The organism is Pseudomonas sp. H3_E07 (assembly GCF_054668895.1).
Genome location: NZ_CP162795.1, coordinates 1,677,594 through 1,704,422 on the forward strand (window position 1 = coordinate 1,677,594; position 26,829 = coordinate 1,704,422).

At 61.5% G+C, this 26,829-nt stretch carries 24 protein-coding genes; 18 read left to right on the forward strand and 6 right to left on the reverse strand.

The genetic code is table 11. From position 1 onward, the window contains the following. The first annotated feature begins 35 nt into the window (after positions 1 to 35). The 10 genes from AB4O08_RS07615 to AB4O08_RS07660 all read left to right on the forward strand — a co-directional run bounded on the left by AB4O08_RS07615 (position 36) and on the right by AB4O08_RS07660 (position 13,620). Positions 36 to 1,202, forward strand: coding sequence for an alginate biosynthesis protein Alg44 (locus tag AB4O08_RS07615; protein WP_010212971.1), 1,167 nt, complete (start codon positions 36 to 38; stop codon positions 1,200 to 1,202). 89 nt (positions 1,203 to 1,291) lie between these two features. Then, a complete protein-coding gene (algK, locus tag AB4O08_RS07620) occupies positions 1,292 to 2,716 on the forward strand; it encodes an alginate biosynthesis TPR repeat lipoprotein AlgK (protein WP_392397716.1) in 1,425 nt (474 codons plus the stop codon). Beyond that, positions 2,713 to 4,200 (forward strand): alginate export family protein, encoded by a 1,488-nt coding sequence (locus AB4O08_RS07625; protein ID WP_460114787.1) that lies wholly within the window; start codon positions 2,713 to 2,715, stop codon positions 4,198 to 4,200. The genes algK and AB4O08_RS07625 overlap by 4 nt, the downstream gene beginning before the upstream one ends. Then, a complete protein-coding gene (algG, locus tag AB4O08_RS07630; protein WP_029529241.1) occupies positions 4,200 to 5,789 on the forward strand; it encodes a mannuronan 5-epimerase AlgG in 1,590 nt (529 codons plus the stop codon). The genes AB4O08_RS07625 and algG overlap by 1 nt, the downstream gene beginning before the upstream one ends. 11 nt (positions 5,790 to 5,800) lie before the next feature. After that, on the forward strand, positions 5,801 to 7,249 hold the full coding sequence (locus tag AB4O08_RS07635) for an alginate O-acetyltransferase (protein WP_010212978.1): 1,449 nt from the start codon (positions 5,801 to 5,803) through the stop codon (positions 7,247 to 7,249). Positions 7,250 to 7,257: 8 nt separating this feature from the next. Further along, on the forward strand, positions 7,258 to 8,367 hold the full coding sequence (locus AB4O08_RS07640) for a mannuronate-specific alginate lyase (protein ID WP_010212979.1): 1,110 nt from the start codon (positions 7,258 to 7,260) through the stop codon (positions 8,365 to 8,367). A gap of 226 nt (positions 8,368 to 8,593) precedes the next feature. After that, on the forward strand, positions 8,594 to 10,126 hold the full coding sequence (locus AB4O08_RS07645) for an MBOAT family O-acyltransferase (RefSeq protein ID WP_010212981.1): 1,533 nt from the start codon (positions 8,594 to 8,596) through the stop codon (positions 10,124 to 10,126). 11 nt (positions 10,127 to 10,137) lie between these two features. Then, positions 10,138 to 11,322 carry an alginate O-acetyltransferase gene (locus AB4O08_RS07650; RefSeq protein WP_010212982.1) on the forward strand — a complete coding sequence of 395 codons (1,185 nt, stop codon included), beginning with the start codon at positions 10,138 to 10,140 and terminating at the stop codon, positions 11,320 to 11,322. A 16-nt stretch (positions 11,323 to 11,338) separates the two neighbouring features. Beyond that, a complete protein-coding gene (locus AB4O08_RS07655) occupies positions 11,339 to 11,995 on the forward strand; it encodes an alginate O-acetyltransferase AlgF (RefSeq protein ID WP_021491856.1) in 657 nt (218 codons plus the stop codon). A gap of 173 nt (positions 11,996 to 12,168) precedes the next feature. Further along, a complete protein-coding gene (locus AB4O08_RS07660) occupies positions 12,169 to 13,620 on the forward strand; it encodes a mannose-1-phosphate guanylyltransferase/mannose-6-phosphate isomerase (RefSeq protein ID WP_010212986.1) in 1,452 nt (483 codons plus the stop codon). Between the two features lie 90 nt (positions 13,621 to 13,710). Here AB4O08_RS07660 and AB4O08_RS07665 read toward each other — a convergent pair whose 3' ends face one another. Beyond that, positions 13,711 to 14,040 (reverse strand): hypothetical protein, encoded by a 330-nt coding sequence (locus tag AB4O08_RS07665; protein ID WP_010212989.1) that lies wholly within the window; start codon positions 14,038 to 14,040, stop codon positions 13,711 to 13,713. A gap of 329 nt (positions 14,041 to 14,369) precedes the next feature. Here AB4O08_RS07665 and AB4O08_RS07670 point away from each other — a divergent pair, with 329 nt between their 5' ends. Together AB4O08_RS07670 and AB4O08_RS07675 are read left to right on the forward strand one after the other, a co-directional pair. Then, complete coding sequence (locus tag AB4O08_RS07670; RefSeq protein ID WP_010212990.1) at positions 14,370 to 14,834, forward strand: hypothetical protein; 465 nt, start codon at positions 14,370 to 14,372, stop codon at positions 14,832 to 14,834. Between the two features lie 14 nt (positions 14,835 to 14,848). Continuing rightward, complete coding sequence (locus AB4O08_RS07675) at positions 14,849 to 15,661, forward strand: SDR family oxidoreductase (protein ID WP_154847403.1); 813 nt, start codon at positions 14,849 to 14,851, stop codon at positions 15,659 to 15,661. Here the strand turns inward: AB4O08_RS07675 and AB4O08_RS07680 are convergent. After that, complete coding sequence (locus tag AB4O08_RS07680; protein ID WP_010212994.1) at positions 15,658 to 16,515, reverse strand: LysR family transcriptional regulator; 858 nt, start codon at positions 16,513 to 16,515, stop codon at positions 15,658 to 15,660. The two genes, AB4O08_RS07675 and AB4O08_RS07680, sit on opposite strands and share 4 nt — an antisense overlap. A gap of 111 nt (positions 16,516 to 16,626) precedes the next feature. On the opposite strand from AB4O08_RS07680, the gene AB4O08_RS07685 reads away from it, so the two are divergent. Continuing rightward, positions 16,627 to 17,811 carry an MFS transporter gene (locus AB4O08_RS07685; RefSeq protein ID WP_042571678.1) on the forward strand — a complete coding sequence of 395 codons (1,185 nt, stop codon included), beginning with the start codon at positions 16,627 to 16,629 and terminating at the stop codon, positions 17,809 to 17,811. Then, entirely contained in the window at positions 17,808 to 18,209 is a 402-nt protein-coding gene (locus AB4O08_RS07690; protein ID WP_010212999.1) for a hypothetical protein, read from the forward strand. The genes AB4O08_RS07685 and AB4O08_RS07690 overlap by 4 nt, the downstream gene beginning before the upstream one ends. A 7-nt stretch (positions 18,210 to 18,216) precedes the next feature. On the opposite strand, the gene AB4O08_RS07695 is transcribed toward AB4O08_RS07690, so the two are convergent. The 4 genes from AB4O08_RS07695 to AB4O08_RS07710 are packed head-to-tail and all read right to left on the reverse strand — an operon-like array spanning position 18,217 to position 22,986. After that, positions 18,217 to 19,077: an efflux RND transporter periplasmic adaptor subunit gene (locus tag AB4O08_RS07695; protein WP_021491861.1), complete on the reverse strand. Its 861-nt coding sequence runs from the start codon at positions 19,075 to 19,077 to the stop codon at positions 18,217 to 18,219. Positions 19,078 to 19,087: 10 nt separating this feature from the next. Further along, complete coding sequence (locus tag AB4O08_RS07700) at positions 19,088 to 19,288, reverse strand: DUF1656 domain-containing protein (protein ID WP_010213002.1); 201 nt, start codon at positions 19,286 to 19,288, stop codon at positions 19,088 to 19,090. Continuing rightward, positions 19,278 to 21,464 (reverse strand): FUSC family protein, encoded by a 2,187-nt coding sequence (locus tag AB4O08_RS07705; protein WP_460114788.1) that lies wholly within the window; start codon positions 21,462 to 21,464, stop codon positions 19,278 to 19,280. The genes AB4O08_RS07700 and AB4O08_RS07705 overlap by 11 nt, the downstream gene beginning before the upstream one ends. 10 nt (positions 21,465 to 21,474) lie before the next feature. Next, positions 21,475 to 22,986, reverse strand: a complete 1,512-nt coding sequence (locus AB4O08_RS07710; RefSeq protein ID WP_460114789.1) for an efflux transporter outer membrane subunit — start codon at positions 22,984 to 22,986, stop codon at positions 21,475 to 21,477. Positions 22,987 to 23,166: 180 nt separating this feature from the next. Here AB4O08_RS07710 and AB4O08_RS07715 point away from each other — a divergent pair, with 180 nt between their 5' ends. From AB4O08_RS07715 to AB4O08_RS07730, 4 genes are all read left to right on the forward strand, one after another. Beyond that, positions 23,167 to 24,135 carry a LysR family transcriptional regulator gene (locus AB4O08_RS07715; protein WP_010213008.1) on the forward strand — a complete coding sequence of 323 codons (969 nt, stop codon included), beginning with the start codon at positions 23,167 to 23,169 and terminating at the stop codon, positions 24,133 to 24,135. A 124-nt stretch (positions 24,136 to 24,259) separates the two neighbouring features. After that, on the forward strand, positions 24,260 to 25,234 hold the full coding sequence (locus AB4O08_RS07720) for a 2-hydroxyacid dehydrogenase (RefSeq protein ID WP_241912351.1): 975 nt from the start codon (positions 24,260 to 24,262) through the stop codon (positions 25,232 to 25,234). Between the two features lie 123 nt (positions 25,235 to 25,357). Beyond that, entirely contained in the window at positions 25,358 to 26,260 is a 903-nt protein-coding gene (locus AB4O08_RS07725; RefSeq protein WP_016974976.1) for a chemotaxis protein CheV, read from the forward strand. Continuing rightward, entirely contained in the window at positions 26,257 to 26,739 is a 483-nt protein-coding gene (locus AB4O08_RS07730; protein ID WP_010213013.1) for a GNAT family N-acetyltransferase, read from the forward strand. Before AB4O08_RS07725 ends, AB4O08_RS07730 begins: the two co-directional genes overlap by 4 nt. The last annotated feature ends 90 nt before the right edge of the window (positions 26,740 to 26,829 follow it).

The window sequence follows — 26,829 nt, forward strand, 5'->3', positions numbered from 1 at the left end:
TGCCAAGCCTGAATTAACCAAGGAATTACACCGTCATGAACAGCCAAGTAAACGCCAACGTTGTCCACGAATCCGAAGCCCAGCGCCAACATGCCCGGGTAAAAATCCCGGCCAAGCTGCGCTTCTTCAACACCGACCGCACCCAGACCGAAGCACGGGTCATCGACCTGTCGGCTGGCGGCCTGGCGTTCACCGCCACGCAGCCGCTGACCGTGGGGGAAGTGCACAAGGGTCGTCTGCAATTCGTCATCGACAACCTCGGCCTGGCCATGGATGTGGAGTTGCAGATCCGCTCCTACGATCGCCAGAGCGGCCGTACCGGTTGCCAGTTCCAGAACCTCGACGCTCAGGACATTTCCACCCTGCGCCACCTGATCACCTCGCACCTGTCCGGTGACATCGTGACCATGGGCGACGTGCTGGCGACCCTGCAACGCGACAACTTCACCAAGGCGCGCAAGGTCAAGGACGGCGGCAGCAACATGAGCGCCTTCGGCCGCCTGCGCGCCGTGACGTTCAGCCTGGCGATCTTCCTAGTCGGCCTCGCCGCGTTCGGTTTTGTCTTCAAGTCGATCTACGGCATGTACTTCGTCAGCCACGCCCAGGCAGGCCTGGTCAACGTACCCGGCATGAACGTGACCATGCCGCGCGACGGCACTGTGCAAAGCCTGCTCAAGGGTGACGGGATCGCTGCCAAAGGCGCGCCATTGGCGACCTTCAGCACCAGCATGCTGGACGTGCTCAAGGGTCACCTGGACGAAGACCAACTGCAACCGGCCAAGGTTGAAGAGCTGTTCGGCAAGCAAATGACCGGCACCCTGACGTCGCCCTGCGATTGCGTGGTGGCCCAGCAAATGGTCGCGGACGGTCAGTACGCCAACAAAGGTGATGTGATCTTCCAACTGGTGCCGCGCGGCAGCCTCGCCAATGTTGAAGCGCGCTTCACCTATCGCCAGTTCGCCGACGTTCGCCCAGGTACACCGGTGAGCTTCCAGGTGGCCGACGAAGAACAGATCCGTACCGGCACCATCGTCAGCAGCACCAGCCTGAACAGCGCCGACCTGTCCTCCGACATTCGCGTGCAGATCAAGCCTGACGCACCGCTGGACAGCACCTACGCCGGTCGCCCGGTGGAAGTGACCAGCGACCGTGGCCCGTCCCTGAACTGGCTGATCGATAAAGCCATGGCCCACGGTCTGTAAGCGAGGACATGCCTGTGACGACTTTCTCAAAAACACCGCAATCCCTGTGGGAGCGGGCTTGCTCGCGAAAGCAGTGTGTCAGCCAGCACATGCATCAACTGACAGGGCCCCTTCGCGAACAAGCCCGCTCCCACATGGGTACTGCGGCGTTGCTAGCTGTTGCAGTCAGCCTCGCCGGTTGCGCCGGCCTGCCCGACCAACGCCTGGCTAACGAAGCGTTGAAACGTGGCGACACCGTCACCGCCCAGCAGAATTACCAGCAACTGGCAGACCTGGGTTACAGCGAGGCCCAGGTGGGCCTGGCTGACATCCAGGTCGGCACCCGCGATCCGGCGCAAATCAAACAGGCTGAAGCCACCTACCGCGCCGCGGCGGACACTTCGCCCCGCGCCCAGGCCCGTCTCGGTCGCCTGCTGGTGGCCAAGCCTGGCAGCACCGAAGCCGAACACCATGAAGCCGAAGGCCTGCTGAAAAAAGCCTTTGCCAATGGCGAAGGCAACACCCTGATTCCACTGGCGATGCTGTACCTGCAATACCCGCACAGCTTCCCGAATGTGAATGCCCAGCAGCAGATCAGCCAATGGCAGGCCGCCGGTTACCCGGAAGCCGGCCTCGCCCAAGTGCTGCTGTATCGCACTCAGGACACTTACGACCAGCATCTGGATGACGTGGAGCGCATCTGCAAGGCCGCGCTGAATACCACCGATATCTGCTACGTCGAGTTGGCCACGGTTTACCAGAAAAAAGCCGAGCCGGAAAAGCAGGCCGAGCTGCTCAAACAGATGGAAGCCGGCTACAGCCGTGGCACCGTCACTGCACAACGCGTCGACAGCGTAGCCCGTGTATTGGGTGATGCATCGCTTGGCAAGACCGACGAAAAAACCGCCCAGGCGCTGCTGGAAAAAATCGCCCCCGGCTACCCGGCTTCGTGGGTCAGCCTGGCACAACTGCTCTACGACTTCCCCGAACTGGGCGATGTCGACCAGATGATGAAGTACCTGGACAACGGCCGCGCCGCCGACCAACCGCGCGCCGAGCTGTTGCTGGGCAAGCTCTACTACGAAGGCAAGTGGGTGCCCGCCGACGCCAAGGCCGCCGAAGCACACTTCGAAAAAGCCGTGGGCAAGGAAGTGGCCGCCGATTACTACCTCGGCCAGATCTATCGCCGTGGCTACCTGGGCAAGGTTTACCCGCAAAAAGCCCTGGACCACTTGCTGACCGCTGCGCGCAATGGCCAGAACAGCGCCGATTTCGCGATTGCCCAATTGTTTTCCCAAGGCAAGGGCACCAAGCCCGACCCATTGAATGCCTATGTCTTCAGCCAGTTGGCTAAAGCCCAAGACACGCCAGAGGCCAATGACTTGGCCACGCAGCTGGAAACCCCACTGACTCCGGAGCAACGCGCCCAAGGCCAACGCCTGGTGCAACAGGAACTGGCCGCTCGCGGCACCCTGGCTCAGAGCACGCTGCAACTGCACGCCCTGGAAGAAGAAGACGGCGAGGAATCCCTATGAAGCTCAACCCATTCGTCAAGGCCGGCATCGGCCTGACCTTCGCCCTGCTGTGGTCGTGCCCTACCCTGGCCGCGCTGACCGAAGCCAAAAACTTCGGCCTGGAAGTCAAAGCCACCGTCCAGTCCGAAGATGACCGCGACCTCGGCACGCAGAAAGGCGGCGACGTCAACGGTATCGGCCTCGACCTGCGCCCGTGGATCTACGGTGAAAGCGGCGCGTGGAGCGCCTATGCCATGGGCCAGGCGGTAGTATCGAGCGACATCATCGAGACCGACACGCTGCAGCAGTCGGCGGATGACGAAAACCAGCAGACCACCAACAACGACCGCAAAACTAAGAAAAACTACTTGGCCATGCGTGAGTTCTGGGTCGGCTACAGCGGCTTCACGCCTTACCCTGGCGAGATCCTCAAGTTGGGCCGCCAACGCCTGCGCAATGACGACGGCCAATGGCGCGACACCAACATCGAAGCGCTGAACTGGACCTTCGACACCACCTTGCTCAAGGCCAACGTCGGCGTCGCTGAACGCTTCAGCGAATACCGCACCGACCTCAAGGAACTGTCGCCCAAGGATAAGGACCGTCAGCACCTCTACGCCGACGCCGCCTACCAGTGGACGCCAGGCCAGTGGATCGGCCTGCGCGCTCACCACACCCATGACGACGGCAAGCTGGACTACCCGGAACCGGGCGTCGCCACTGACTCGCTGGACAAGCGCGAGAACGGCGACCTGACCTGGCTCGGCATCGAAGCCAACAGCGACGCCTACAACTGGCGCAACACCAACACCGTCAACTATTGGGCGAGCATCACCGGTATGCAGGGCGACCGCGACACGGTCAACGCCTTGAACGCCGACGGCACCCGTCCGACCACGGCCAAGCGCAGCGATGACGTGAATGGCTGGGCCACCGACCTGGGTATCCGCCTGCGCCTGGACCCACAGTGGCAAGTCGGTGCGGCCTACTCCCGCGCCAGCGCCGAATACGAGCAGAACGGCCTGCAAAGCAACCGTTCGAACTGGACCGGCACCCAGTCCCGCGTGCACCGCTTCGGCGAAGCCTTCCGTGGCGAGATGAACAACATGCAGTCCATGAGCTTGTTCGGCTCCTGGCAGCTGCGCGAGGACTACGACGCCAGCCTGGTGTACCACAAGTTCTGGCGCGTCGACGGCAACAAGCCGGTGGGCAGCAACGGCATCGATGCCATACAGAACAACACCGATGACGTGACCGGCGCGATCCTGTCCAGCACTTCCCTGCCGCTCGAAGACGGCAAGAAAGACCTGGGCCAGGAGATGGACCTGGTGGTCACCAAGTACTTCAAGACCGGCCTGTTGCCGGCTGCGCTCAGCCAGTCGATCGACGAGCCATCGGCCCTGGTGCGTTTCCGTGCAGGTGTGTTCAAGCCGGGCGACGCCTATGGCAGCCAGGTTGACTCGTACATGCATCGCGCCTTTGTCGACGTGATCTGGAAGTTCTGATGGGAGCCTGCGCAATGAACCCTCAAGCCCTCAAAGGCTCGGCCATGTTGGCGGCAGCGATGCTGCTGGCCAGCGCTGCTGCCATGGCCGATGTCGCGCCGCAGGCTAAAGCGCCGACCATCGCCAAAGAGCTGCAACAGGCCAAGACCTACACCATCTCCAGCCCGCCGACCGCGCCGCTGGAAATGGCCAAGCCGGCCCTGCCGGACCTGTCGGGCTATACCGACGCGGCGATGGAAAAAAAGATCGTGCGCGCCAAGCCAGGCAAGATCAGCATCCGCCGCATGATGCAGGAAGATGCCCTTAAGGACTTCATCGGCGGTGACAACAAGATGGCCGAATGGGTGGTGCGCCAGCACGGCATTCCCCAGGCGATCTTTGTCGACGACGGCTACATGAACCTCAAGGACTTGCTGGGCAAGGTGCCCAAACAGTACCTGAGCGAGACATCGCCGGGTGTATTCCTGGCCAAGTTGCCAATCGTGGTCGGTCGCAAGGGCATCCTGGAAATCGACAAGAAAACCCAGGAGTTGCGCCTGTCCCAGGAAGGCGGTTCGTTCCTGATCAACGACGGCCAGCTGTTTGTGCGTGACACCAAAGTCACCGGCTGGAGCGAAAAAGCCAACGGCCCGGCGCTGTTCAAGTCGCCAAAGGAATTCCGTCCGTTTCTACTGGCGTGGGGCGGCACCGAGACTTACATCTCCAACACCAAGATGGCCAGTTTCGGCTACGCCAACAGTAAGTCGTACGGGGTGAGTATTTCCCAGTACACGCCGAACATGGCCAAGGTGCTCAAGCGTCCAGAGCCGACCGGCTGGATCATCAACTCCGAGTTCTCGGACATGTGGTACGGCTTCTACTGCTACGAGACCACGAACTTCGTGATCAAGGGCAATACCTACAAAGACAACATCGTCTACGGCATTGACCCCCACGACCGTTCCCACGGTCTGATCATCGCGGACAACACCGTCTACGGCACCAAGAAGAAGCACGGCATCATCATTTCCCGGGAAGTGAACGACAGCTTCATCTTCAACAACCGCAGCTACGACAACAAGCTCTCGGGCCTGGTACTCGACCGTAACAGCGTCAACAACATCGTGGCCGACAACGAGTTCTACCGTAACCACACCGACGGCATCACCCTCTATGAGAGCGGCGACAACCTGCTGTGGGGCAACAAAGTGATTGCCAACCGTCGCCACGGTATTCGCGTGCGTAACAGCGTGAACATCAAGCTGTACGAAAACACCTCGATGGCCAACGGCCTGACCGGGCTTTATGGCCACATCAAGGACTTGACCGACACCGACCGCGACATCGCCCTCGACCCGTTCGACGCCAAGGTCTCGCTGATCGTGGTCGGTGGTGAACTGGCGGGTAACGGCAGCGGGCCGCTGTCCATCGACTCGCCGTTGAGCGTGGAGCTGTACCGCGTGTCGATGCTGGCGCCGACCAAATCCAGCGGCATCAGCTTCAACGGCGTGCTGGGCGATCGCCAGGAAGAGATTCTCGACCTGCTGGTACGCCAGCAGAAAGCCGTGCTGATCGACCCTGTCGAACGCCAGACCGAATTGCAGGACTGAGGATGACCCTTATGCACCCACACATGATCAAACTGTTGAGCCTCTCGGGTCTGACCCTCGGCCTGCTCGCGGCCAGCCAGGGCGTGCGCGCCGACGAAGTCAAGGCGCCGACCTTCACCGCCGAGCCGTGCTGCAGCCTGTGTCCGGCCGCCCACGATGCGCGCAACTACACCACGCGCTACCAGCAGAACTTCACCACCCTGGTGCAAGCCCAGGGCGACTGGTTGTTCCGGACCCAGGAAGACCTGCGCACCGAATTCGATACCACCCCGTCCGGCTACAAGCGCATGCAACAGCTGCACGATGCGTTCAAGGCCAAGGGCGTGGAACTGGTGGTGGTCTACCAGCCGACCCGTGGCCTGGTGAACCGCAACAAGCTCAACCCGGAAGAAAAAGCCAAGTTCGATTTCGACAAGGCACTGGCCAACTACAAGACCATGCTCGGCCGTTTCGCCAAGATGGGCTACGTGGTGCCGGACCTGTCGCCGTTGACCAACGAGCAACTGCCGGATGAGCTGCCAGCCCACGATTTCTACTTCCGTGGCGACCAGCACTGGACCCCGTATGGTGCCCAGCGCACGGCGAAAATCGTCGGCGCCAAAGTGCGTGCAATGCCTGAATTTGCCGATATTCCCAAGCGTGAATTCGAGACCAAAGTGTCCGGACGCATGGGCAAGACCGGCACCCTGCACAACATGGCCGGGCAACTGTGTGGCACCAGCTACGCGATCCAGTACATGGATCAGTTCTCCACCGAGCCCAAGGGCGAAGCGGGCGACGGCGACCTGTTCAGCGATTCGGGCAACCCGCAGATCACGCTGGTGGGCACCAGTCACAGTGGCAAGAACTACAACTTCGCCGGCTTCCTGGAGCAGGAAATCGGTGCTGACATCCTCAACGTCGCCTTCCCCGGCGGTGGCCTGGAAGGCTCGATGATCCAGTACCTGGGCAGCGAAGAGTTCCAGAAGACCCCGCCAAAGATTCTGATCTGGGAATTCTCGCCGCTGTATCGCCTGGACCAGGAGACCATCTACCGCCAGATGATGGCGCTGCTGGACAACGGCTGCGAAGGCAAGACCGCGCAGATGACCGCCAGCACGACATTGAAGCCCGGCAAGAACGAATTGCTGGTTAACAGTTCGAATAAAGACCTGCGCAACGCCAACCACCAGGTTGATATCCGCTTCGCCGACCCGTCGGTGAAAACCCTGCAAGCCACCCTCTGGTACATGAACGGGCGCCACGAGGACATCAAGATCGAAAAACCCGAAACATCCGATACAGACGGGCGTTTCGCCTTTGAACTGCGCACCGATGAAGACTGGGCCTCGCAGAACTTGCTGGCCGTGGAAGTGCAGGGTCCCGAAGCGGGCGCTGCCGCGCAGAAAGTCGAAGCGAAAATTTGCACACGCAACGTATTCCCAGCCGGTGGTCAACAGACCGCCTCAACTGGGCAATGAGGTTACTTATGCAGAAGTTATTGATTCCCACGTTACTCGGCCTGGCGATGTTCGCCGGCTCAGTCAACGCCGCCGCCCCACTGCGTCCACCCCAGGGTTATTTCGCACCGATTGAAGCGTTCAAGACCGGCGACTTCAAGAATGACTGCGACGCCATGCCCGCGCCGTACACCGGCTCGCTGCAATTTCGCAGCAAGTACGAAGGCTCGGACAAGGCCCGTTCCACGCTGAATGTGCAATCCGAAAAAGCCTTTCGTGACAGCACCGCCGACATCACCAAGCTGGAAAAAGACACCAGCAAGCGGGTGATGCAGTTCATGCGCGATGGCCGGCCCGAACAACTGGAATGCACGCTCAACTGGCTGGCTACATGGGCTCGGGCAGATGCGTTGATGTCCAAAGACTTCAACCACACCGGCAAGTCCATGCGCAAATGGGCACTGGGCAGCATGGCGTCGGCCTATGTGCGCTTGAAGTTCTCCGAGTCGCACCCGCTGGCCAACCACCAGCAGGAATCGCAGCTGATCGAAGCCTGGTTCAACAAACTGGCCGACCAGGTGGTGAGCGACTGGGACAACCTGCCGCTGGAAAAAACCAACAACCACTCTTACTGGGCCGCCTGGTCGGTGATGGCAACGTCCGTCGCCACCAACCGTCGCGACCTGTTCGACTGGGCCGTGAAGGAATACAAGGTCGGCGCGAATCAGGTCGACGACCAAGGCTTCCTGCCGAACGAATTGAAGCGCCAGCAACGCGCCCTGTCGTACCACAACTACGCCCTGCCGCCGCTGTCGATGATCGCCAGCTTTGCCTTGGTCAACGGTGTGGACCTGCGCCAGGAAAACAACAGCGCGCTCAAGCGCCTGGGCGAAAAAGTGCTGGCCGGGGTCAAGGATCCGGAGATCTTCGAACAGAAGAACGGCAAAGAGCAGGATATGAAAGACCTCAAGGAGGACATGAAATATGCCTGGCTTGAGCCGTTCTGCACCCTCTACACCTGTGCGCCGGATGTGATCGAGCGCAAGCACGGGATGCAGCCTTTCAAGACGTTCCGCCTCGGGGGTGACCTGACCAAGGTCTACGACCCGGCGCACGAAAAAGGCAACAAAGGCAGCTGAAAAATCAACTGACGAAGCAGGGTCCCAATGTGGGAGCGGGCTTGCTCGCGAATGCGGTGTGTCAATCGACACATCTGTTACTGAACCACCGCATTCGCGAGCAAGCCCGCTCCCACGGTTAACCCGGTTTCGACAGTGAGAATGCAATACAGCCCTCCCCCGAAATCGTGGGGGGGTTTGGGGGGGCTCTGGCCCTTGACTGTTGGTTAAACATGGAGAGATCGGGATGGTTTTCTCGTCCAATGTGTTCCTGTTTCTGTTCTTGCCGATCTTTCTCGGCTTGTACTACTTGAGCGGGCAACGCTATCGCAACCTGCTGCTGCTACTGGCCAGCTACGTGTTCTACGCCTGGTGGCGAGTGGACTTCCTGGCGCTGTTCGCCGCCGTGACGCTGTGGAATTACTGGATCGGCCTCAAGGTCGGTGCGGCAGGCGTGCGCACCAAGCCGGCCCAGCGCTGGCTGCTGCTGGGCGTGGTGGTCGACCTGTGCATCCTCGGCTACTTCAAGTACGCCAACTTTGGCGTCGACAGCATCAACGTGATGATGAAGTCGGCCGGCCTGGAGCCGTTCATTCTCACCCACGTGCTGCTGCCGATCGGGATCTCGTTCTACATCTTCGAGTCCATCAGCTACATCATCGACGTGTATCGCGGTGATACCCCTGCAACCCGCAACCTGATCGACTTTGCGGCGTTCGTGGCGATCTTCCCGCACCTGATTGCCGGCCCGGTGTTGCGTTTCCGCGACCTGGCCGATCAGTTCAACAACCGCACCCACACCCTCGACAAGTTCTCCGAGGGCTGCACGCGGTTCATGCAGGGTTTCATCAAGAAGGTCTTCATCGCCGACACCCTGGCGGTGGTGGCCGACCATTGCTTCGCCCTGCAAAACCCGACGACGGGCGATGCCTGGCTCGGCGCGCTGGCCTATACCGCGCAGTTGTACTTCGACTTCTCCGGCTACAGCGACATGGCCATCGGCCTGGGCTTGATGATGGGCTTCCGTTTCATGGAGAACTTCAAGCAGCCGTACATCAGCCAGTCGATCACCGAGTTCTGGCGGCGCTGGCACATCAGCTTGTCCACCTGGCTGCGTGACTACCTGTACATCACCCTGGGCGGCAACCGTAAAGGCACGCTGACCACCTACCGCAACCTGTTCCTGACCATGCTGCTCGGCGGCCTGTGGCACGGTGCGAACATCACTTACATCGTGTGGGGTGCATGGCACGGCATGTGGCTGGCGATTGAAAAAGCCATCGGCCTCAACACTTCGCCGCGCAGCTTCAACCCGGTGCGTTGGGCCTTCACCTTCCTGCTGGTGGTGATGGGCTGGGTGATCTTCCGCGCCGAGAACCTGCACGTCGCCGGCCGTATGTACGGTGCGATGTTCAGCTTTGGCGAGTGGTCGCTGTCGGAACTCAACCGCGCCAACCTCACCGGCCTGCAAGTGGCAACCCTGGTGGTGGCGTATGCAACCCTGGCGTTCTTCGGCCTGCGCGACTTCTACACCAATCGTCCTGCCGAGAAGACCAAACCGGCCGACCCTAGCCTGATCAAGGCTGTGCCGGGCGACAACCCAGGCAGCATCCACGAACCCGGTTTCACCGTGGGCAAAGATGCCGCCGTGCAACCGGCCTACTGGACCGCTGACTGGCCACGCTACGCGATGCGCGCTGCGGTGCTGCTGCTGTTCGTGGCGTCGATTCTCAAACTGTCGGCGCAGAGTTTCTCGCCGTTCCTTTACTTCCAATTTTGAGGGAGCCGACCATGACCCGTTCATTACGCGTCCTCTATATCGGCCTGTTCCTGGTGCTGCTGCTGGCCCTGGGCGCCTGGTCGCTGCGCAGTTTCTTCGGCTTCAGCACCAATGCCGACGCCACCGTGCTCAACGGTCGCTGGACCAAAGCCGTCGAGACCCACTACGACGACGAGTTCCCGATCAAGCGCATCGGCACCAACCTGTGGGCGGCGCTGGACTACAAGCTGTTCAATGAAGGCCGTCCCGGTGTGGTGCTGGGCCGCGATCACTGGCTGTACAGCGACGAGGAATTCAACCCCGCCGTCAACGAAGACCAGAACCTTGAAGGCAACTACGCGCTGGTCGAAGGCGTGCGCCAGAAACTCAAGGCCCAGGGCATTCAACTGGTGATGGCGATCGTGCCAGCCAAGGTGCGCCTTTACCCGGAACATTTGGGTGAAGTGAAACCGGCCAGCATCCACGCCAACCTGTACCAGGACTTCCACGCCCGTGTCGCGGCCGACAAGATCATCGCCCCGGACCTGCTCGGCCCATTGCAACAGGCCAAGCTCGGCGGCAAGCAAGTGTTCCTGCGCACCGACACCCACTGGACACCGGACGGTGCCGAAATCGCTGCCAAGCAGTTGGCCAAGACCATCGCCGACAAGACCCCGCTTCACGGCGAGCCGCAGCGTTTTATCACCGAAGCCGAGAAGACCGAGCCGCATAAAGGCGACCTGCGTCTGTTCCTGCCCCTGGACCCGCTGTTCGAAAACCTGATGCCGCCGAAAGAACCGCTGGAAAAACGCGTCACGCACCTGGCCGAAACCCAAGGTGACGATGCCCTGTTCAGCGACAGCGAAACCCCGGTGGCATTGGTGGGCACCAGCTACAGCGCCAACCCCAACTGGAACTTCGTCGGCGCCCTCAAGCAAGCCCTGGGCAGCGACGTGGTCAGCTACGCCGAAGACGGCCACGGCCCGATCCTGCCGATGCTCAGCTACCTCAAAAGCGATGACTTCAAGAACAGCCCGCCCCAGGTGCTGATCTGGGAGTTTCCTGAACGTTATCTGCCCGTGAACAACGAAATCGGTGATGCCGACCCGTCCTGGGTTGCGCAGCTTAAACAAGCCGGTTCGCGCCAACAGAACATGGCACTGAACACCCCAGTTAAAAACCAAAAATCCGAGACGCCCGACCGGGCGCAAAACTGAAAGAGAGGTAACTCACATGACTTTCACTACAACTCCTCGTCGTCTCGCTAAAACCCTGGCTATCGCAGCCGGCCTGAGCTTCGTATCGATGTCCGCCTTCGCCGGTGGCGACGCCGCCCTCTACGGCCCTACCGCGCCAAAAGGTTCGAGCTTCGTGCGGATCTACAACGCCAGCAATCAGGAAGTCAGCGCCACTGTCGGCGCCACCAACCTGAGCGATGTCGCACCACTGGCCAGCAGTGATTTCAGCTTCATGCCCGGCGGTGACTACAGCGCCAAGGTCGGCAGCCAGACCGTGCCGGTCAAACTCGCCGCCGACCACTATTACACCCTGGTCAACAGCGGCAGCGGCCAGCCACAGCTGATCGAGGAGCCACCGTTCAAGAACAAGCAGAAGTCCCTGGTGCGCGTGCAGAACCTCAGCGATAAGGCCCTGACCTTGAAGACCGCTGACGGCAAGACCGACGTGGTCAAGGCAGTCGCTGCCAAAGGCCGTGGCGAGCGCGAAATCAACCCGGTGAAGGTCAGCCTGGCGCTGTATGACGGCGACAAAAAAGTCGGCGACGTGAAGCCGGTGGCCCTGGAACGCGGTGAAGCGGCGGTGCTGTACGTCACCGGTTCCGGTTCGAGCCTGTCGCCAGTGTGGGTGAAACGCCCGGTGTCGACCCGCTGATTATTTCCCTGAGGGAGCCGGGCTTGCCCGCGATGCAGACGACTCGGTTTGTCAGATGCACCGAGCTGATGCCTTCGCGAGCAAGCCCGCTCCCACAGAGACCGAGACAAAAACAAGAGTGAAACGACAAACCTTCGTAGCTCTGACCCAAATCGATTCAAGGAGAAACACCCATGATTCCAGTCATCCTTTCCGGTGGTAGCGGCTCACGTCTTTGGCCGCTTTCGCGTAAACAGTTCCCTAAACAATTCCTGGCCCTGACCGGCGAGCACACGCTGTTCCAGCAAACCCTGGAGCGCCTGGTGTTTGAAGGCATGGACTCCCCAATCGTGGTCTGCAACAAGGACCACCGCTTCATCGTCAACGAGCAACTGGCCGCGCGTAAGCTCGAAAGCCAGCGCATCCTGATGGAACCGTTCGGCCGCAACACCGCGCCGGCCGTGGCCCTCACCGCGATGATGCTGGTCAATGAAGGCCGCGACGAGCTGATGCTGGTGTTGCCCGCCGACCACGTGATCGACGACCAGAAAGCCCTGCAGCGTGCGCTGGCCCTGGCCACCGTGGCCGCCGAGCGTGGCGAGATGGTGCTGTTCGGCGTGCCGGCCACCCGTCCGGAAACCGGTTATGGCTACATCAAGTCCACCAACGATTCGCTGCTGCCCGAAGGCGTGAGCCGCGTCGAGCAGTTCGTGGAAAAACCCAATGAAAAACGCGCCATGGAGTTCGTCAAGAGCGGCGGTTACTTCTGGAACAGCGGTATGTTCCTGTTCCGCGCCAGCCGCTTCCTCGAAGAGCTGAAAAAGCACGACCCGGACATCTACGACACCTGCCTGCTGACCCTTGAACGCAGCGAACAGACCGCCGACACGGTGTCCTTCGACGAAGCCACCTTCGCCTGCTGCCCGGACAACTCCATCGACTACGCCGTGATGGAAAAAACCCAGCGCGCCTGCGTGGTGCCGCTGAGCGCCGGTTGGAGCGACGTGGGTTGCTGGGCCTCGCTGTGGGCCGTCAACGACAAAGACGTCCACGGCAACGTCAGCAAAGGCGACGTGGTGATCCAGGACAGCCGCAACTGCATGATCCACGGCAACGGTAAACTGGTGTCGGTGATCGGCCTGGACAACATCGTGGTGGTGGAAACCAAGGACGCGATGATGATTGCCCACAAGGACAAGGTCCAGGGCGTCAAACAGATGGTCTCGACCCTCAACGACCAGGGCCGCAGCGAAACCCAGAACCACTGCGAAGTCTATCGCCCGTGGGGCTCCTACGACTCGGTGGACATGGGTGGGCGTTTCCAGGTCAAGCACATCTCGGTCAAGCCGGGCGCGTGCCTGTCGCTGCAGATGCACCACCACCGCGCCGAACACTGGATCGTGGTCAGCGGCACCGCTGAAGTCACCTGTGACGAGAACGTTTTCCTGCTCACCGAGAACCAGTCCACCTACATCCCGATCGCCTCGGTGCACCGCCTGCGCAACCCGGGCAAGATCCCGTTGGAAATCATCGAAGTGCAATCGGGCAGCTATTTGGGCGAAGACGACATCGAGCGCTTTGAAGATATCTACGGTCGCTCGACGCCGGTTGAACGTGGCGTGTCGGTGAAAACTATCGCGCAGTAAAACAGTCGTAAAAGAAGCCCCCGTCCAGTCGACTGCGTCCCCTATCCGCAGCCGGTTGGGCGGGGGCTTTTTTATTGCACCGCCAGCCCGTTACGACGCCGGCCTGCTCCCCCAATTCGACGGGGAGTAGGCGTTGTAGTTACCCGTGTTGTTCGTGGTGCTGTCCGCGCTGTCGTATCGGCTCTTGCCAAATTCCTGAGCAGCCCTGCCGCCATATACCAAACCGGCGCCAACGGCTTTGCTCAACAGACCACCACTCATGCCAAACCTTTTCCCAAGACCTTCTGCGGCAGCCCCACCCACCATCAGTCCAGCGCCCTTCGCCTTTTCTTCGGGGCCGCCACGTAACGCTGTGGGGAAAAGCGTCGCAGCCCCTTGCAGCAGCGTTTGCCCCAGGTTGGTCAATTGTTGACTTTGCATGCGGGGCTGCGCTTGAGTGTCATGCTTTATGTTCGCTTGATTCGATGTTGCAGCGCTGCTCGGCGCTGGCGCAGATTGAGGCGTGAGAAGAGAGGAAGCCACTGACGACAGTGCGGACGTGGCAGCAGGTATAAGCACGGCTGAAGCAATCATAGTTCGTCTCACTTGATCAGACTGGGGTTGATACCCTCCTGGGCAATCTGCATGTCCCTATGCTGGATTTGTGGAGAAAAGGCATTGTGCGGTTCCCTCATGAAAACAGAGACTCGCCATAGGCATCCAGGCCATCGCGCAGGTAGGATGGTTCATCCGCATACGAGACTGTCCTCATGTTCTTCGGCGTCCTACTGATCATCACCTGGTTGATCCTGCTGCTGCGCTACCCGGCCAAAGCCTTGCCGGTATCGTTGGCCGCCGCCGTTGGCCTGGGTTTCGTGGCCATCTGGGTCGTCTGGCTGGATAACCGCGAAGCCTCCCAACTGGCACGCCTGGAACTGCGCATCAGCTATGCTCCCCAGGAATGCCCTGCGGACCGTCCGCTGAAACTGACCCTCAACAATGGCAACGATGTGCCCCTCACTGAGCTGCGTTGGCGCGTCGCCGCCTATGCACCGGGCGACTCGGTCAACCTGGCCGACAACGTCTATGCCGCCCCACGCTATCGCGGCCCTGGCGAACTGCAAGCCGGCGGCACCTGGGACGATTGCTTGCCAACCCCACCTTTACGCCCCGGCTACCGCCCGCAAACCCTGGAGTTCCGTGCCGAGCACCTGCAAGGCAGTTTCTCGGACTGATGAAGGATCGATCCATGCCCAACGTACTGATCACCGGTTGCTCCAGCGGCATCGGCCGTGCCCTGGCTGACGCTTTCAAGGCCACAGGCTACCGCGTGTGGGCCAGCGCCCGCCGTGCGGAAGACGTCGCCGGTTTGTCGGCCGCAGGCTTTAACGCGGTGCAATTGGACGTCAACGACAGCGCCGCCCTGCAACGGCTGGCCGAACAACTGGGCGAACTGGATGTGCTGGTCAACAACGCTGGATACGGCGCCATGGGCCCATTGCTCGACGGCGGCACCGAGGCAATGCAACGCCAATTCGAGACCAATGTGTTTTCCATCGTCGGCGTCACCCAGGCGCTGTTTCCGGCCCTGCGGCGCAGCAAGGGAGTGGTGGTGAACATCGGCAGTGTTTCCGGTGTGCTGGTGACCCCGTTTGCCGGCGCCTACTGCGCGTCCAAAGCGGCCGTGCATGCCTTGAGCGACGCACTTCGCATGGAACTGGCACCGTTTGGCGTGCGGGTCATGGAAGTGCAACCCGGCGCGATCAACACGAGCTTTGCGAAAAACGCCGGCGCCCAGGCCGAACTGTTGATCAATGAACAGTCGCCGTGGTGGCCGCTGCGCGATGGCATCCGGGCGCGCAGCCAGGCGTCCCAGGACAAGCCGACGCCGGCCACCGTGTTCGCGGCGGATGTATTGAAGGCCGTGCAACAACCACAACCGCCCCGCCTGCTGCGCTCGGGCAATGGCAGTCGCGCGTTACCGTTGATGGCAGCGTTGTTGCCCAAGGGGCTGCTGGAGAAGGTGTTGAAGAAGCGCTTCGGGCTGGCCGGTTCGCTCTAACCCTTCATGAAATCAATAAACGCCCGCACCTTCAGGGGCAAATGCCGAGTGTCCGGATACATCGCGTAGACCCCTTGCGGGGCAAAACGATGGTCCGGCAACAAGCGCACCAGCCTCCCGGCCTCCAGATCGTCCTTCACCAGCCATTGCGGCAACACTGCCACGCCATGTCCGCGCACGGCGAAGGCCTGGAGCACGGCTGCGCTGTCGGCGACCAGTGACGCGTGGCCGGGGCGATAGAGATGTTCGCCGCCTTGGGGATCGGTCACGCGCAACTCCGTCAATCGGCCATGTCCCAGCTTGGGCAACTGTTCCAATTCATCCAGTGTACTCACCCCGCCCAACGATGGCGCCGCCACGGCAAACACGTCGAACGACGACAACTGCACCGCACGGTGATTGGAATCCAGCAGGCGTCCCAGCCGAATCGCCACGTCAAAACGCTCGGAGATCAGGTCTGCATGGGTCGAGGAGGTGGATAAGTGGATGTTCAGGTCTGGATGCAGGCGGCGGAAGGCTTCGACAGCCGGGGCAACCACGGCCAATGCGTATTCCACAGTGGTGGTAATGCGCAGCGTGCCTTTGAGTTGGGCATGCTCCGAACGCGCCTCTTCCACCGCCAACCGTGCTTCTTCGAGCATGCGTGTGCAGCGCACGTAGAAACGCTCGCCGGCATCGGTGAGCGCCAGTTGCCGGGTGTTACGGGTCAGCAGGGTGACGCCCAGCTCCGCTTCCAGGCGCTTGAGGTTGAAGCTGACCACGGCGCGGGTCTGGCCCAACAAGTCGGCGGCAGCGGTAAGCGAGCCGGCCTCGACCACGGCCTTGAAAGTGTCGAATCGGTCCAGGCTGACCATCGGCGGCGCCCTCCTTTGTCAAAATATTTTTGACAAACTAACAGGCAAACCGACGTTTCCCAAACAGCATGCGCGGCCTACCCTGCCCGCTTCATTCGCAGGATCGCGCTCATGACCTACCGCTCGAAAGTCGCCTGGATCTTTTTGCTGGGCTTTGCCCTGGACCTGGTGAACATGTTTGTCGCCACAGTCGCCTACCCGGATATTGCCCGCGAACTGCAGGCTTCGGTCACTCAACTGGCATGGATCAGCAACGCCTACCTGCTCGGCCTGACCGTGATCATTCCACTGAGTGTGTGGCTGGCGGCGGTGATGGGCGAAAGAGCCTTGATCGCCGCCAGCCTGCTGTTGTTCGCCGGCGCTTCGGTGATGGTGGGCCAGGCGAGTTCGATTGAAACGCTGATCGGCTGGCGCGCCCTGCAGGGGCTGGGCGGCGGCTTGCTGATTCCCGTGGGACAGGCCATGGCTTACCGGCATTTCCCTGCGGCTGAGCGCAGCCAATTGACGGCGCGGGTGATGTCGGTAGCACTGCTGGTGCCGGCGCTGTCCCCGGCGTTGGGCGGGTTGATTGTCGACAGCCTGTCGTGGCGCTGGATCTTCTACGCCAACTTGCCCCTGGCGTTGATTACCTTGCTGCTAACCCTGCTGTGGATAACGCCCGATGTGACGGCCAAGCTTCGTCCGAAGCTGGACGTGGGCAGTATTTTCCAACAAGTGCGCAGCCCGATGTTGCGCACCGCCATGCTGATCTACCTGTGCATCCCCGGCGTATTCATCGGCACCAGCCTTATCGCCATCCTCTACTTGCGCGGACTCGGCTATGACGCGACACAAACCGGTGCGCTGATGTTGCCCTGGGCCCTGGCGTCGGCGCTGGCGATTTTCCTCAGCAAACAACTGTTCAACCGCTGTGGCCCTAAGCCGTTGTTGCTGGCGGGCATGGCGCTGCAATGCGTCGGCATATTGTTGCTCAACGCGCCAGCCCTGATCATCCCTGCCTACCTCTTGATGGGGTTGGGTGGCAGCCTGTGCAGCAGCACCGCGCAGACCCTGGCCTTTGTGGATATCCCCGCCGAACGCATGGGCCACGCCAGCGCCCTGTGGAACATCAATCGCCAAGTGAGCTTCTGCCTGGGCGCGGCAGCGCTGAGTGCATTGTTGTCGGCCTTGGATTCTTTCGCCATAACCTTCACGATGGCGGCAGCCTTGACCCTGCTGCCTCTTTTTGCAGTGCTGCGCCTGGATGCATCCAGAGTACGCTCACTGCTTCACCCTGCCAGCGAGCCTCACCGATGATTGATTACAGCGACTTTTTCGAAGAAGTGATCCAGACCCACGTGGAGATCGAGCAATGGTTTGCCGGGGTTGCGCCTGAGGGCACCTTGCAGACCTTGCTCGCTCGCTTCTCACCGGAATTCAGCATGGTTGCCCCGGCGACCGGCACACGGGTCAATGCCGCCGGGGTCAACGCCCTGTTCACGCGTTTGGGCGGCATGCGTCCAGGGTTGAAGATCACCTTGAGCGAAATGACCGGCATCGATCGGCATGCACGTGGCGCCACGGTGACCTATCGCGAACATCAGCTCGACGACAGCGGCACCCGCACGGATCGCCGCGCCACGGTAGTGTTCGAAAAGCAGGCCAGTGGTGCGCTGCTGTGGCGCCATTTGCATGAAACGTTTATTAAGGCTTAGCGCCGGTTCAGTTTTGTGTCTGGTCCACAATCACGGTACAGGTGATCCCCGCCGCCAACAACACCCCTTCCGGCACCTCATCGATGTGAATCCGCACCGGCACCCGCTGGGCCAGCCGCACCCAGTTGAAGGTCGGGTTCACGTCGGCGATCAGCTCGCGGCTTTCGGGGTTGTCGCGGTCGTAGATACCACGTGAGATGCTTTCCACGTGGCCCTTCAGGGTCTCGCCGCTCATCAACTGCATATCGGCTTTGTCACCGACCTTGACGTGGGGCAGCTTGGTTTCTTCAAAGAAGCCGTAGACCCAGAACGAGTTCATATCCACCACGGCCATCTTGGCTTCGCCGATACGCGCATAGTCACCGCGATGCACATTCAGGTTGGTGACATAACCATCAACAGCCGCCACCACTTGCGTGCGCTTCAAATTGAGTTCGGCCGCTTCCAGTTGCGCCAGCGCGTGTTGGTAATCGGCCAGCGCTGAGTCGGCGATGTTGCTGGCGTCGTCGCGGTTTTCCTTGGAGATCACCAGGGCGTCCAAATCGGCGCGCCGATGAGCGTTGACCTTGCGCATTTCCCAAGTGGCTTTGCGCGAAGCCACCAGCGATTGCGCCTGCTTGACGGCAATGCGGTAGTGCTCGGGATCGATCTGCATCAGCAAGTCGCCCTTCTTCACCAACTGGTTGTCACGCACCGGCACGTCGACCACCTCACCGGTGACGTCGGCCGCGACGTTGATGATATCGGCGCGCACACGGCCGTCTCGGGTCCATGGGGTTTCCATGTAGTGCACCCACAGCGTACGGCCAATCCAGATCGCCAAAGCCAATACCAGCAAGGTCGCGAGCAGGCTGAAAAACTTTTTCATCGGGGGATTCTCAACGGTAGACGGTCAGCGCCAGGGCGCCGAACAGGCAAACAAACAGGCTCAGGCGCAGCAACGCCGGGTGCCAGAAAAAACGGTACAGGTCAAACCCGGCCAAACAGCGATCAAGCGCCCAGGCCAGCACAGCTGCGATCAGGAACATCAGGGTCATGGTCGGCATATACACGCCGTGGAAGGCGATTTCACGAGGCATGCGTGGCTCCTTGCGTGGCACCTTTAAGAGCGGCCAACGGCGATTGCGGGTCCAAAAGCGAGGTGCGGATAAAATGCAGGTAGCTTTTCACCCGGCGCAGGGCCGAGGTGTCGAAGTGCGGGGCGAAGGGTTCGTCGGTGGCCTGCACACGACTGATCGCATGGTCGACGGCGATCAGGCCACGCTCCAGGTTGCTCGCGCTGGGTTGCAGGAACAGCCGCACCAGCGAGCGGCCCATCACGCGGATGGCTTGGCGCCACGGCTGGGATTCGGCGTACGCCGGGTGCACCGGCAGCATCGCCTGTTCCTTGCGCAGTTCGATAATCGCGTGGCCAACCTCCAGCACCACGAACATCCAGCGCAGCAGGTCGCGCTGCACTTGCGGCTGGCCAACAGCAAGACCATAGGCCTGGTGCAGCAAATCACGGGTGCGGCTTTCAAAGCTCGACGCCAGCCCCTTGAGTTTGCCGCTGATCGCGTACACCACCTGCTCGCGCAGGTCCTGTTCGAGGCGGCGCCACAACCAGCGGCTGTTGGGCGGCAGAATGATCGCGCCCGCCGCCGCGCACACCAGCATGCCGAGGATCATGGCGATGTAGTCGTTGATAAAGGTGTAAGGGTTGTAGACCGTCAGGTTGTCCGGCACCGAGCCGGTGCTGAAAAAGATCAGCAGCCCTACGCCAACACCCGCGTATTGCGGGCGCGAAGCGAGGAACGCGCCAAAGATGATCACCGGGGCAAGCATCACGCACAGCAGCGGGAAGCCGTCGATCCAGGGGAACACGAAAAACATTTCGACAAAGCCCACCAGGGCCCCTATCAACGTTCCGCAAGCCATCTGGAACGCCATGCGTTTCGGGTTCGGCGTGGCGGCGGACAAGCCCACGGTGGCGGCGGCGATCAGGGTCATGGTCGCGCCGCTGGGCCAGGCGGTGGCCACCCAATAACTGCCCAGTACCATCAGGATGAATGACGCGCGAATCCCCGAGGCAGCGCAGGCCAGCCAGTTGGTCTTGGGGATAAAGGTTTCGTCCCATTGCTCGCGCTCATGGCTATGTTCCGCCAGGGAAGCGTGGGTTTGCGCGTAGTTGTGCAGGTCATCGACAAACCGGTAAAGCAGCTCGTAGGCGGTGTGGAAATCCAGCTGCTCGGCTTCACTTGGGTGCTCTTCCTGAAAAGCCGCGCGCAGGCTGCGGACCTTGGCGGGCAGGCCGTCCTTATAGGCGCTGAGTTGGTTGACCAGGCGCGCCGCATCGGGGCTGGTCAGCGCACGGCCGGAGAAACCATCGAGCAGTTCGGCAAGGTCATGCACGCCGGGTCTGGCGGCGACAACAGGGGCCGCTTCATCCGCGCGCAACCGCTCCAGCAACTGATGCAAAGCATTGAAGCGCGTGGTGATGCTCATGAATTCGCTGTTGAGGCGACTGAGCCGGCCGTTGCGCCGACGCATGTGCGGGTCTTCAAACACCGTGACGCTGCGCAGTCCTTCAAGGCCCACCGCTTCAGCGATAAAACGCACGTTGCTGGCCTCGAAACCTTCACGTCGACTGCGTCCGCGCAGGCCATCGGTGACGAACAGCGCAAACACGCCGAAGCGCTGGTACAAGGCGTTGCGCATGGCGGCGCTGCTGGTTTGCGGCAGGATCGCGGCGCTGACCAGCGTGGAGCACAGAATCCCCAGGGAGATCTCCAGCACCCGCCACACCGCCGCCATGAACGCGCCGTCCGGATGGGCCAGGGCCGGCAGGCCAACCATCGCCGCCGTATAACCGGCAAGCACAAACCCATAGGCGCGGAAGTTACGGTTGCGCGTCGCGCCGGCGGTGCAAATGCCCACCCAAATCGCCAGCGCGCCGAGGAATAACTCGGTGTTCTGCGCAAACAGGGCAATCAACAACACCATCACCGCCGACCCCGCCAGGGTGCCGAGGAAGCGATAAAAGCTCTTGGCGAACACCTGGCCGCTCTGGGGTTGCATCACGATAAACACGGTGATCATCGCCGTGCGCGGTTGCGGCAGTTCCAGGCGCATGGCCAGCCACAGCGTCAGGAACGCGGCGACCAGCACCTTGAAGATATACACCCAGGTCACGCCATCGCTGCGTGCCCAGTCGAAAAAGCCACGGCGCCATTCAAGGGAATGCAGCCAGCGCAGCGGTGCAGGCAAGGGAGTCATCGAATCCTACTCAGTGATCAAACACGGCCAGCGCCGCCGGGGTCTTGCTCGGGAGGGTCTTGGCATCTTGCGGTGCGTCGTCGCCGGCGCCGAGGCCGCCGCCCAGGGCCGTCACCAGTTCGGCGTGGGCGCTCAGGCGAGCGGCCTGCACCTGTTGCTCGATCTGTTGCTGATGAAACAGCAGGGTCTGCGCATTCAGCACATTCAGGTAATCGGTGAGGCCACGTTGATAGGCGATCATCGCGATGTCGTAGGTCTTCTGCGCCGAGGCCACCGACTGCGCGGCGAAGGCGGCTTGCTTATCCATGGATTCGCGGCGGATCAATTGGTCGCTGATACCCTTGAGGGCATTGACCAGGGTCTGGTTGTACTGGGCGACAGCGATGTCATAGCCCGCGCTGGCTTCGCCCAGTTCCGCACGCAGGCGGCCGCCGTCGAAGATCGGCAAGGTGATCGCAGGTCCCACGTTGTAGTTGAATTTCTTGCCCGCCAGGAATTCCAGCATGCCGCCACCGGTGGCCATGTATCCGAGGCTGCCGACCAGGTCGACATTGGGGTAGAAACCGGCGTGGGCCACATCGATGTCACGGGCCTGGGCCGCAACTTGCCAGCGGCGGGCAACCACGTCCGGGCGCTGGCCGAGCAATTGCGCGGGCAGGCTCGACGGCAATTTCAACGGCGCGGCCAGGGACAGGCTCGGGCGCTGCAACTGCGCGCCCTCCCCGGGTCCTTTGCCCGCCAGGGCTGCCAACTGGTTACGGCTCAGGGCGATCTCTTCGTCCAACGCATCCAGTTGGCGATGGGTTTCCGGCAACGGGGTTTCGGCCTGGCTGACATCGAAGTGGGTGCCGATCCCGGCGTTCAGGCGTGTGTTGGCCAGGTCGAGAATCTGTTGCTGTTGTGCCAGGGTCGCCGCGACGATATCGCGGTTGGCGTAATGCAACGACAACTGGATATAGGCGCGCACCACGTTGTTCTGCAATTCGAGCTGGGCCTGGCGCGCTTCGGCAGCGCTCATGTGCGCCAGGTCGACGGCACGCTCGGTGGCATTGCTTTCGCGGCCCCACAGGTCGAGGGCGTAACTCAGGCCCAGGCTGGCATTGTTGTCCCAGGTGTTGGCACCGCTCAGCTCGCCGGGACCATAGAACTGATCCTTGGGCCAATTGTGGCGCTTGAGGGTGGTGTCGCTATTGATCTGCAGCGATTCGGCCGACTCGGCGACCCCGGCCATGGCCCGCGCCTCGCGCACTCGCGCGGCAGCCATGGCCATGCTTGGGCTGTGCTGAGTGGCCAGGTCGACCCAACGGTTCAATTGCGGGTCGCCGTAGGCCTGCCACCATTGCCCGGTGGGCCAGTGGGCGTCTTGTGCAGCGTTTTGGATGGCGTCGTCGGTGGCCAGGGTATTGGCGTTGAGGGACTGGCCTTGTGGGGCAATTCCTCCGGTTCCGATGCAGCCGCTGATTGCTAACGATAAGGCCCAAACACTGAGAGTCTTCAGCTCTCTGCTGATGCGACGCGGCACGGCAAGCGACTTCCTGAGGTGATGCGGGGGTAGGTGGCGCAATTCTAGGGGGCGATAGGGAGGACGATAAGCTGGCATTCCTGTGAATCTTTGTTACCGTTCAGGCGATAATCCGTTGGTAGGGATCACTGGACGGCGCAACTTTCTGTCACAATTTGTTATCTCCCCTGAGAACACTCCATGGACACTTTGCAAAATATGCGCGCCTTCAGTTGCGTGGCCGAAGCCGGCAGCTTCACCGCCGCCGCCGTGCAACTGGATACCACCACCGCCAACGTGTCGCGCGCGGTCTCCAACCTTGAGGCCCATCTGCAAACCCGCTTGCTCAACCGTACCACCCGACGCATCGCGCTGACCGAGGCCGGTAAACGCTATCTGCTGCGCTGCGAGCAGATCCTGGCGTACGTGGAGGAAGCCGAGGCCGAGGCCAGCGACGCCCACGCGCGCCCGGCCGGGCAGCTGAAAGTGCACACCATGACCGGTATCGGCCAGCATTTCGTCATCGATGCAATTGCCCGTTACCGCCGCACCCACCCGGACGTCACCTTCGACCTGACCCTGGCCAACCGCGTGCCGGACTTGCTCGATGAGGGCTACGACGTGTCCATCGTGCTGGCCAGCGAGCTGCCGGACTCGGGCTTCGTGTCCCAGCGTCTGGGCATTACCTACAGCATCGCGTGCGCCTCGCCGGATTACGTCAAGGCCAAAGGTTGCGCGCAGCGCCCACAGGACTTGCTCAACCACGCCTGCCTGCGCCTGGTCAGCCCGGTGATCCAACTGGACAAGTGGACTTTCAACGGCCCCGAAGGCCAGGAAAGCGTGGCGATCAATACGTCGCCGTTCCTGGTGAACTCGGCCGACGCGATGAAAACCGCGATCACCAGCGGCATGGGCGTCGGCCTGTTGCCGGTGTACGCGGCCATCGAAGGCCTGCGCAACGGCACCCTGGTGCGGGTAATGCCCAACTACCGTTCCCAGGAGTTGAACCTGTACGCCATCTACCCATCGCGCCAATACCTGGATGCGAAGATCAAAACCTGGGTGGAATACCTGCGTGGCTCGCTGCCGGAGATTCTGGCGGCGCATCAGGCGGAGTTGGTGGCGTATGAATTGAGCGGCAGCCTCAGCGGCGCTCGGTTGGCGAACTGAGGGCTATCAAACAACAGCTCCCGCGTTTTGGACTGTGCCCACTTTGGTTCAGGCTGCCCTGACAATTGTCGGCAGGAATGTTAGCGTGCTTGGCATTCTTCCGTAGTCGATGAGCCCGCCTGCAATGAAAAAGACTGTCCTCGCCTTCAGCCGCGTCACCCCGGAAATGATCGAACGCCTGCAACAGGATTTCGAAGTGATCGCGCCCACCCCCAAGCTGGGCGACATCAGCGCTCAATTCAATGAAGCCCTGCCCCACGCCCACGGCCTGATCGGCGTGGGCCGCAAGCTGGGGCGCGAGCAGTTACAGGGCGCGAGCAAGCTGGAAGTGGTGTCCAGTGTGTCGGTGGGCTACGACAACTACGATGTGGCGTACTTCAACGAACGCGGGATCATGCTCACCAACACCCCCGACGTGCTCACCGAAAGCACCGCCGACCTGGCCTTTGCCCTGCTCATGAGCAGCGCCCGCCGGGTGGCCGAACTGGACGCCTGGACCAAGGCCGGCCAGTGGAAAGCCAGCGTCGGCGCGCCGTTGTTCGGTTGCGACGTGCATGGCAAGACCCTGGGCATCGTCGGCATGGGCAACATCGGCGCAGCCGTGGCCCGGCGTGGGCGCCTGGGGTTCAACATGCCGATCCTGTACAGCGGCAACAGCCGCAAGCCGGCACTGGAGCAGGAACTGGGCGCGCAGTTTCGCAGCCTGGATGAGCTGCTGGCCGAAGCGGATTTCGTGTGCCTGGTGGTGCCGTTGAGCGACAAGACCCGTCATCTGATCAGCACCCGCGAACTGGGTTTGATGAAATCCAGCGCGATCCTGATCAACATCTCCCGCGGCCCGGTGGTAGACGAGCCGGCGCTGATCGACGCCCTGCAAAACCAGACCATCCGCGGTGCCGGGCTGGATGTGTATGAGCAGGAGCCGCTGGCCGAGTCGCCGCTGTTCCAACTGAGCAATGCCGTGACTCTGCCGCACATCGGCTCGGCCACCCACGAAACCCGTGAAGCCATGGCCAACCGTGCTCTGGACAACCTGCGCAGTGCTCTGCTGGGCCAACGCCCGCAGGACCTGGTCAATCCGCAAGTGTGGAAGGGCTGAAATAGGCCGTGTGTGGGAGCCCGCTCCCACACACCCGTCCCGATACAAAATCCGGTTAAAGCCTGGCCTCCCCAAGTCGATAACCCTCTATAGATCGTCATCCCTGATCCACAGAAGGTTTTTATGTCTACCACCAAAGCCCGCGCAGACTCACTTTCGCTTCTGCTCTTTACCTTGCGCAGCGGCAAGCTGATGGCGATCAACCTGCTGAAAGTCAGTGAAATCATTCCTTGCCCGCCGCTGACCAAGCTGCCGGAGTCCCACCCTCACGTCAAAGGCATCGCCACCCTGCGTGGCAACTCGCTGGCGGTGATCGACCTGAGCCGCGCTCTGGGCGAAATGCCCTTGGCAGACCCGGACGGCGGCTGCCTGATCGTCACCGACGTGAGCCGCTCCAAGCAGGGCCTGCATGTACAGGCGGTGAGCAAGATCGTGCATTGCCTGACCACCGACATCCGCCCGCCGCCCTATGGCTCCGGCGGTAACCGTGCGTTCATTACCGGGGTGACTCAAGTGGAAGGCGGTCTGGTGCAGGTACTGGATATCGAGAAAGTCATCCACGGTATCGCGCCGGCACCGATCGAAGCAGCGCCAACCGACCTGACCATGGAAGAAGCTGAAGTACTGGGCAACGCACGCATCCTGGTGGTGGACGACAGTCAGGTCGCCCTGCAGCAATCGGTGCACACCCTGCGCAACCTTGGCCTCACCTGCCACACCGCACGCAGCGCCAAGGAAGCCATCGATGTGCTGCTGGAGCTGCAAGGCACGGTCGAGCAGATCAATGTGGTGGTGTCGGATATCGAGATGTCGGAAATGGACGGCTACGCCTTGACTCGCACCCTGCGCGAAACCCCGGACTTCCAGCACCTCTACGTGCTGCTGCACACGTCCCTGGACAGCGCGATGAACAGCGAAAAAGCCCGGCTGGCCGGCGCCGACGCGGTGCTCACCAAATTCTCCTCGCCGGAACTGACTAAGTGCCTGGTAGTGGCCGCTCAAACGGTGGCACAAAAAGGCCTGTGAGCGACTATTTCCAACTGCTGCGTCGTGACCTCACCGGCAGCCTGCCCGCCCCTCAGTGGCCGCCGGGTACGCGACTGGATCACTACCGCAACGACTTGGCTCCAGCGATTCATGCCGTGCTGTGCCTGACCCAGGATCAGGGCGGCGGTCGCGTTCCCAACCTGGACACCTGGCGGCATCAGTTCACCACTGACGCCGAGTTCGATCCCACCCTGTGCCTGGTGGTCAGCAACGATGAAGGCATTCTCGGTGTGGCCCAGTGCTGGACCAGCGCCTTTATCAAGAACCTCTCTATTCACCCCTGCGCCCAAGGCCAAGGGCTGGGGCGAGCCTTGTTGCTGCACAGCTTCCAGACGTTCAAGCAACGCGGCGAACCCTACGTGGACCTCAAGGTGCTGGAGAGCAATGTGCGTGCCCGCCAGCTGTATGAAAGCGCGGGCATGAAATTTGTCCTGCGCGACGTAGTACCTCAGGACTAACACACACTGGCGTGTAACTTGCTTCCAGAGAGCGAATTGGTGAACAGAGGTAAAAACCCGTCACCGTTCTTGCGTGCCCTCTGACCTAAC

Coding starts and splice junctions, on each gene's coding strand:
- AB4O08_RS07615 (WP_010212971.1), top strand. CDS start 36: ATGAACAGCCAAGTAAACGCCAACGTTGTCCACGAATCCGAAGCCCAG.
- algK (WP_392397716.1), top strand. CDS start 1,292: ATGCATCAACTGACAGGGCCCCTTCGCGAACAAGCCCGCTCCCACATG.
- AB4O08_RS07625 (WP_460114787.1), top strand. CDS start 2,713: ATGAAGCTCAACCCATTCGTCAAGGCCGGCATCGGCCTGACCTTCGCC.
- algG (WP_029529241.1), top strand. CDS start 4,200: ATGGGAGCCTGCGCAATGAACCCTCAAGCCCTCAAAGGCTCGGCCATG.
- AB4O08_RS07635 (WP_010212978.1), top strand. CDS start 5,801: ATGCACCCACACATGATCAAACTGTTGAGCCTCTCGGGTCTGACCCTC.
- AB4O08_RS07640 (WP_010212979.1), top strand. CDS start 7,258: ATGCAGAAGTTATTGATTCCCACGTTACTCGGCCTGGCGATGTTCGCC.
- AB4O08_RS07645 (WP_010212981.1), top strand. CDS start 8,594: ATGGTTTTCTCGTCCAATGTGTTCCTGTTTCTGTTCTTGCCGATCTTT.
- AB4O08_RS07650 (WP_010212982.1), top strand. CDS start 10,138: ATGACCCGTTCATTACGCGTCCTCTATATCGGCCTGTTCCTGGTGCTG.
- AB4O08_RS07655 (WP_021491856.1), top strand. CDS start 11,339: ATGACTTTCACTACAACTCCTCGTCGTCTCGCTAAAACCCTGGCTATC.
- AB4O08_RS07660 (WP_010212986.1), top strand. CDS start 12,169: ATGATTCCAGTCATCCTTTCCGGTGGTAGCGGCTCACGTCTTTGGCCG.
- AB4O08_RS07665 (WP_010212989.1), bottom strand. CDS start 14,040: ATGCAAAGTCAACAATTGACCAACCTGGGGCAAACGCTGCTGCAAGGG.
- AB4O08_RS07670 (WP_010212990.1), top strand. CDS start 14,370: ATGTTCTTCGGCGTCCTACTGATCATCACCTGGTTGATCCTGCTGCTG.
- AB4O08_RS07675 (WP_154847403.1), top strand. CDS start 14,849: ATGCCCAACGTACTGATCACCGGTTGCTCCAGCGGCATCGGCCGTGCC.
- AB4O08_RS07680 (WP_010212994.1), bottom strand. CDS start 16,515: ATGGTCAGCCTGGACCGATTCGACACTTTCAAGGCCGTGGTCGAGGCC.
- AB4O08_RS07685 (WP_042571678.1), top strand. CDS start 16,627: ATGACCTACCGCTCGAAAGTCGCCTGGATCTTTTTGCTGGGCTTTGCC.
- AB4O08_RS07690 (WP_010212999.1), top strand. CDS start 17,808: ATGATTGATTACAGCGACTTTTTCGAAGAAGTGATCCAGACCCACGTG.
- AB4O08_RS07695 (WP_021491861.1), bottom strand. CDS start 19,077: ATGAAAAAGTTTTTCAGCCTGCTCGCGACCTTGCTGGTATTGGCTTTG.
- AB4O08_RS07700 (WP_010213002.1), bottom strand. CDS start 19,288: ATGCCTCGTGAAATCGCCTTCCACGGCGTGTATATGCCGACCATGACC.
- AB4O08_RS07705 (WP_460114788.1), bottom strand. CDS start 21,464: ATGACTCCCTTGCCTGCACCGCTGCGCTGGCTGCATTCCCTTGAATGG.
- AB4O08_RS07715 (WP_010213008.1), top strand. CDS start 23,167: ATGGACACTTTGCAAAATATGCGCGCCTTCAGTTGCGTGGCCGAAGCC.
- AB4O08_RS07720 (WP_241912351.1), top strand. CDS start 24,260: ATGAAAAAGACTGTCCTCGCCTTCAGCCGCGTCACCCCGGAAATGATC.
- AB4O08_RS07725 (WP_016974976.1), top strand. CDS start 25,358: ATGTCTACCACCAAAGCCCGCGCAGACTCACTTTCGCTTCTGCTCTTT.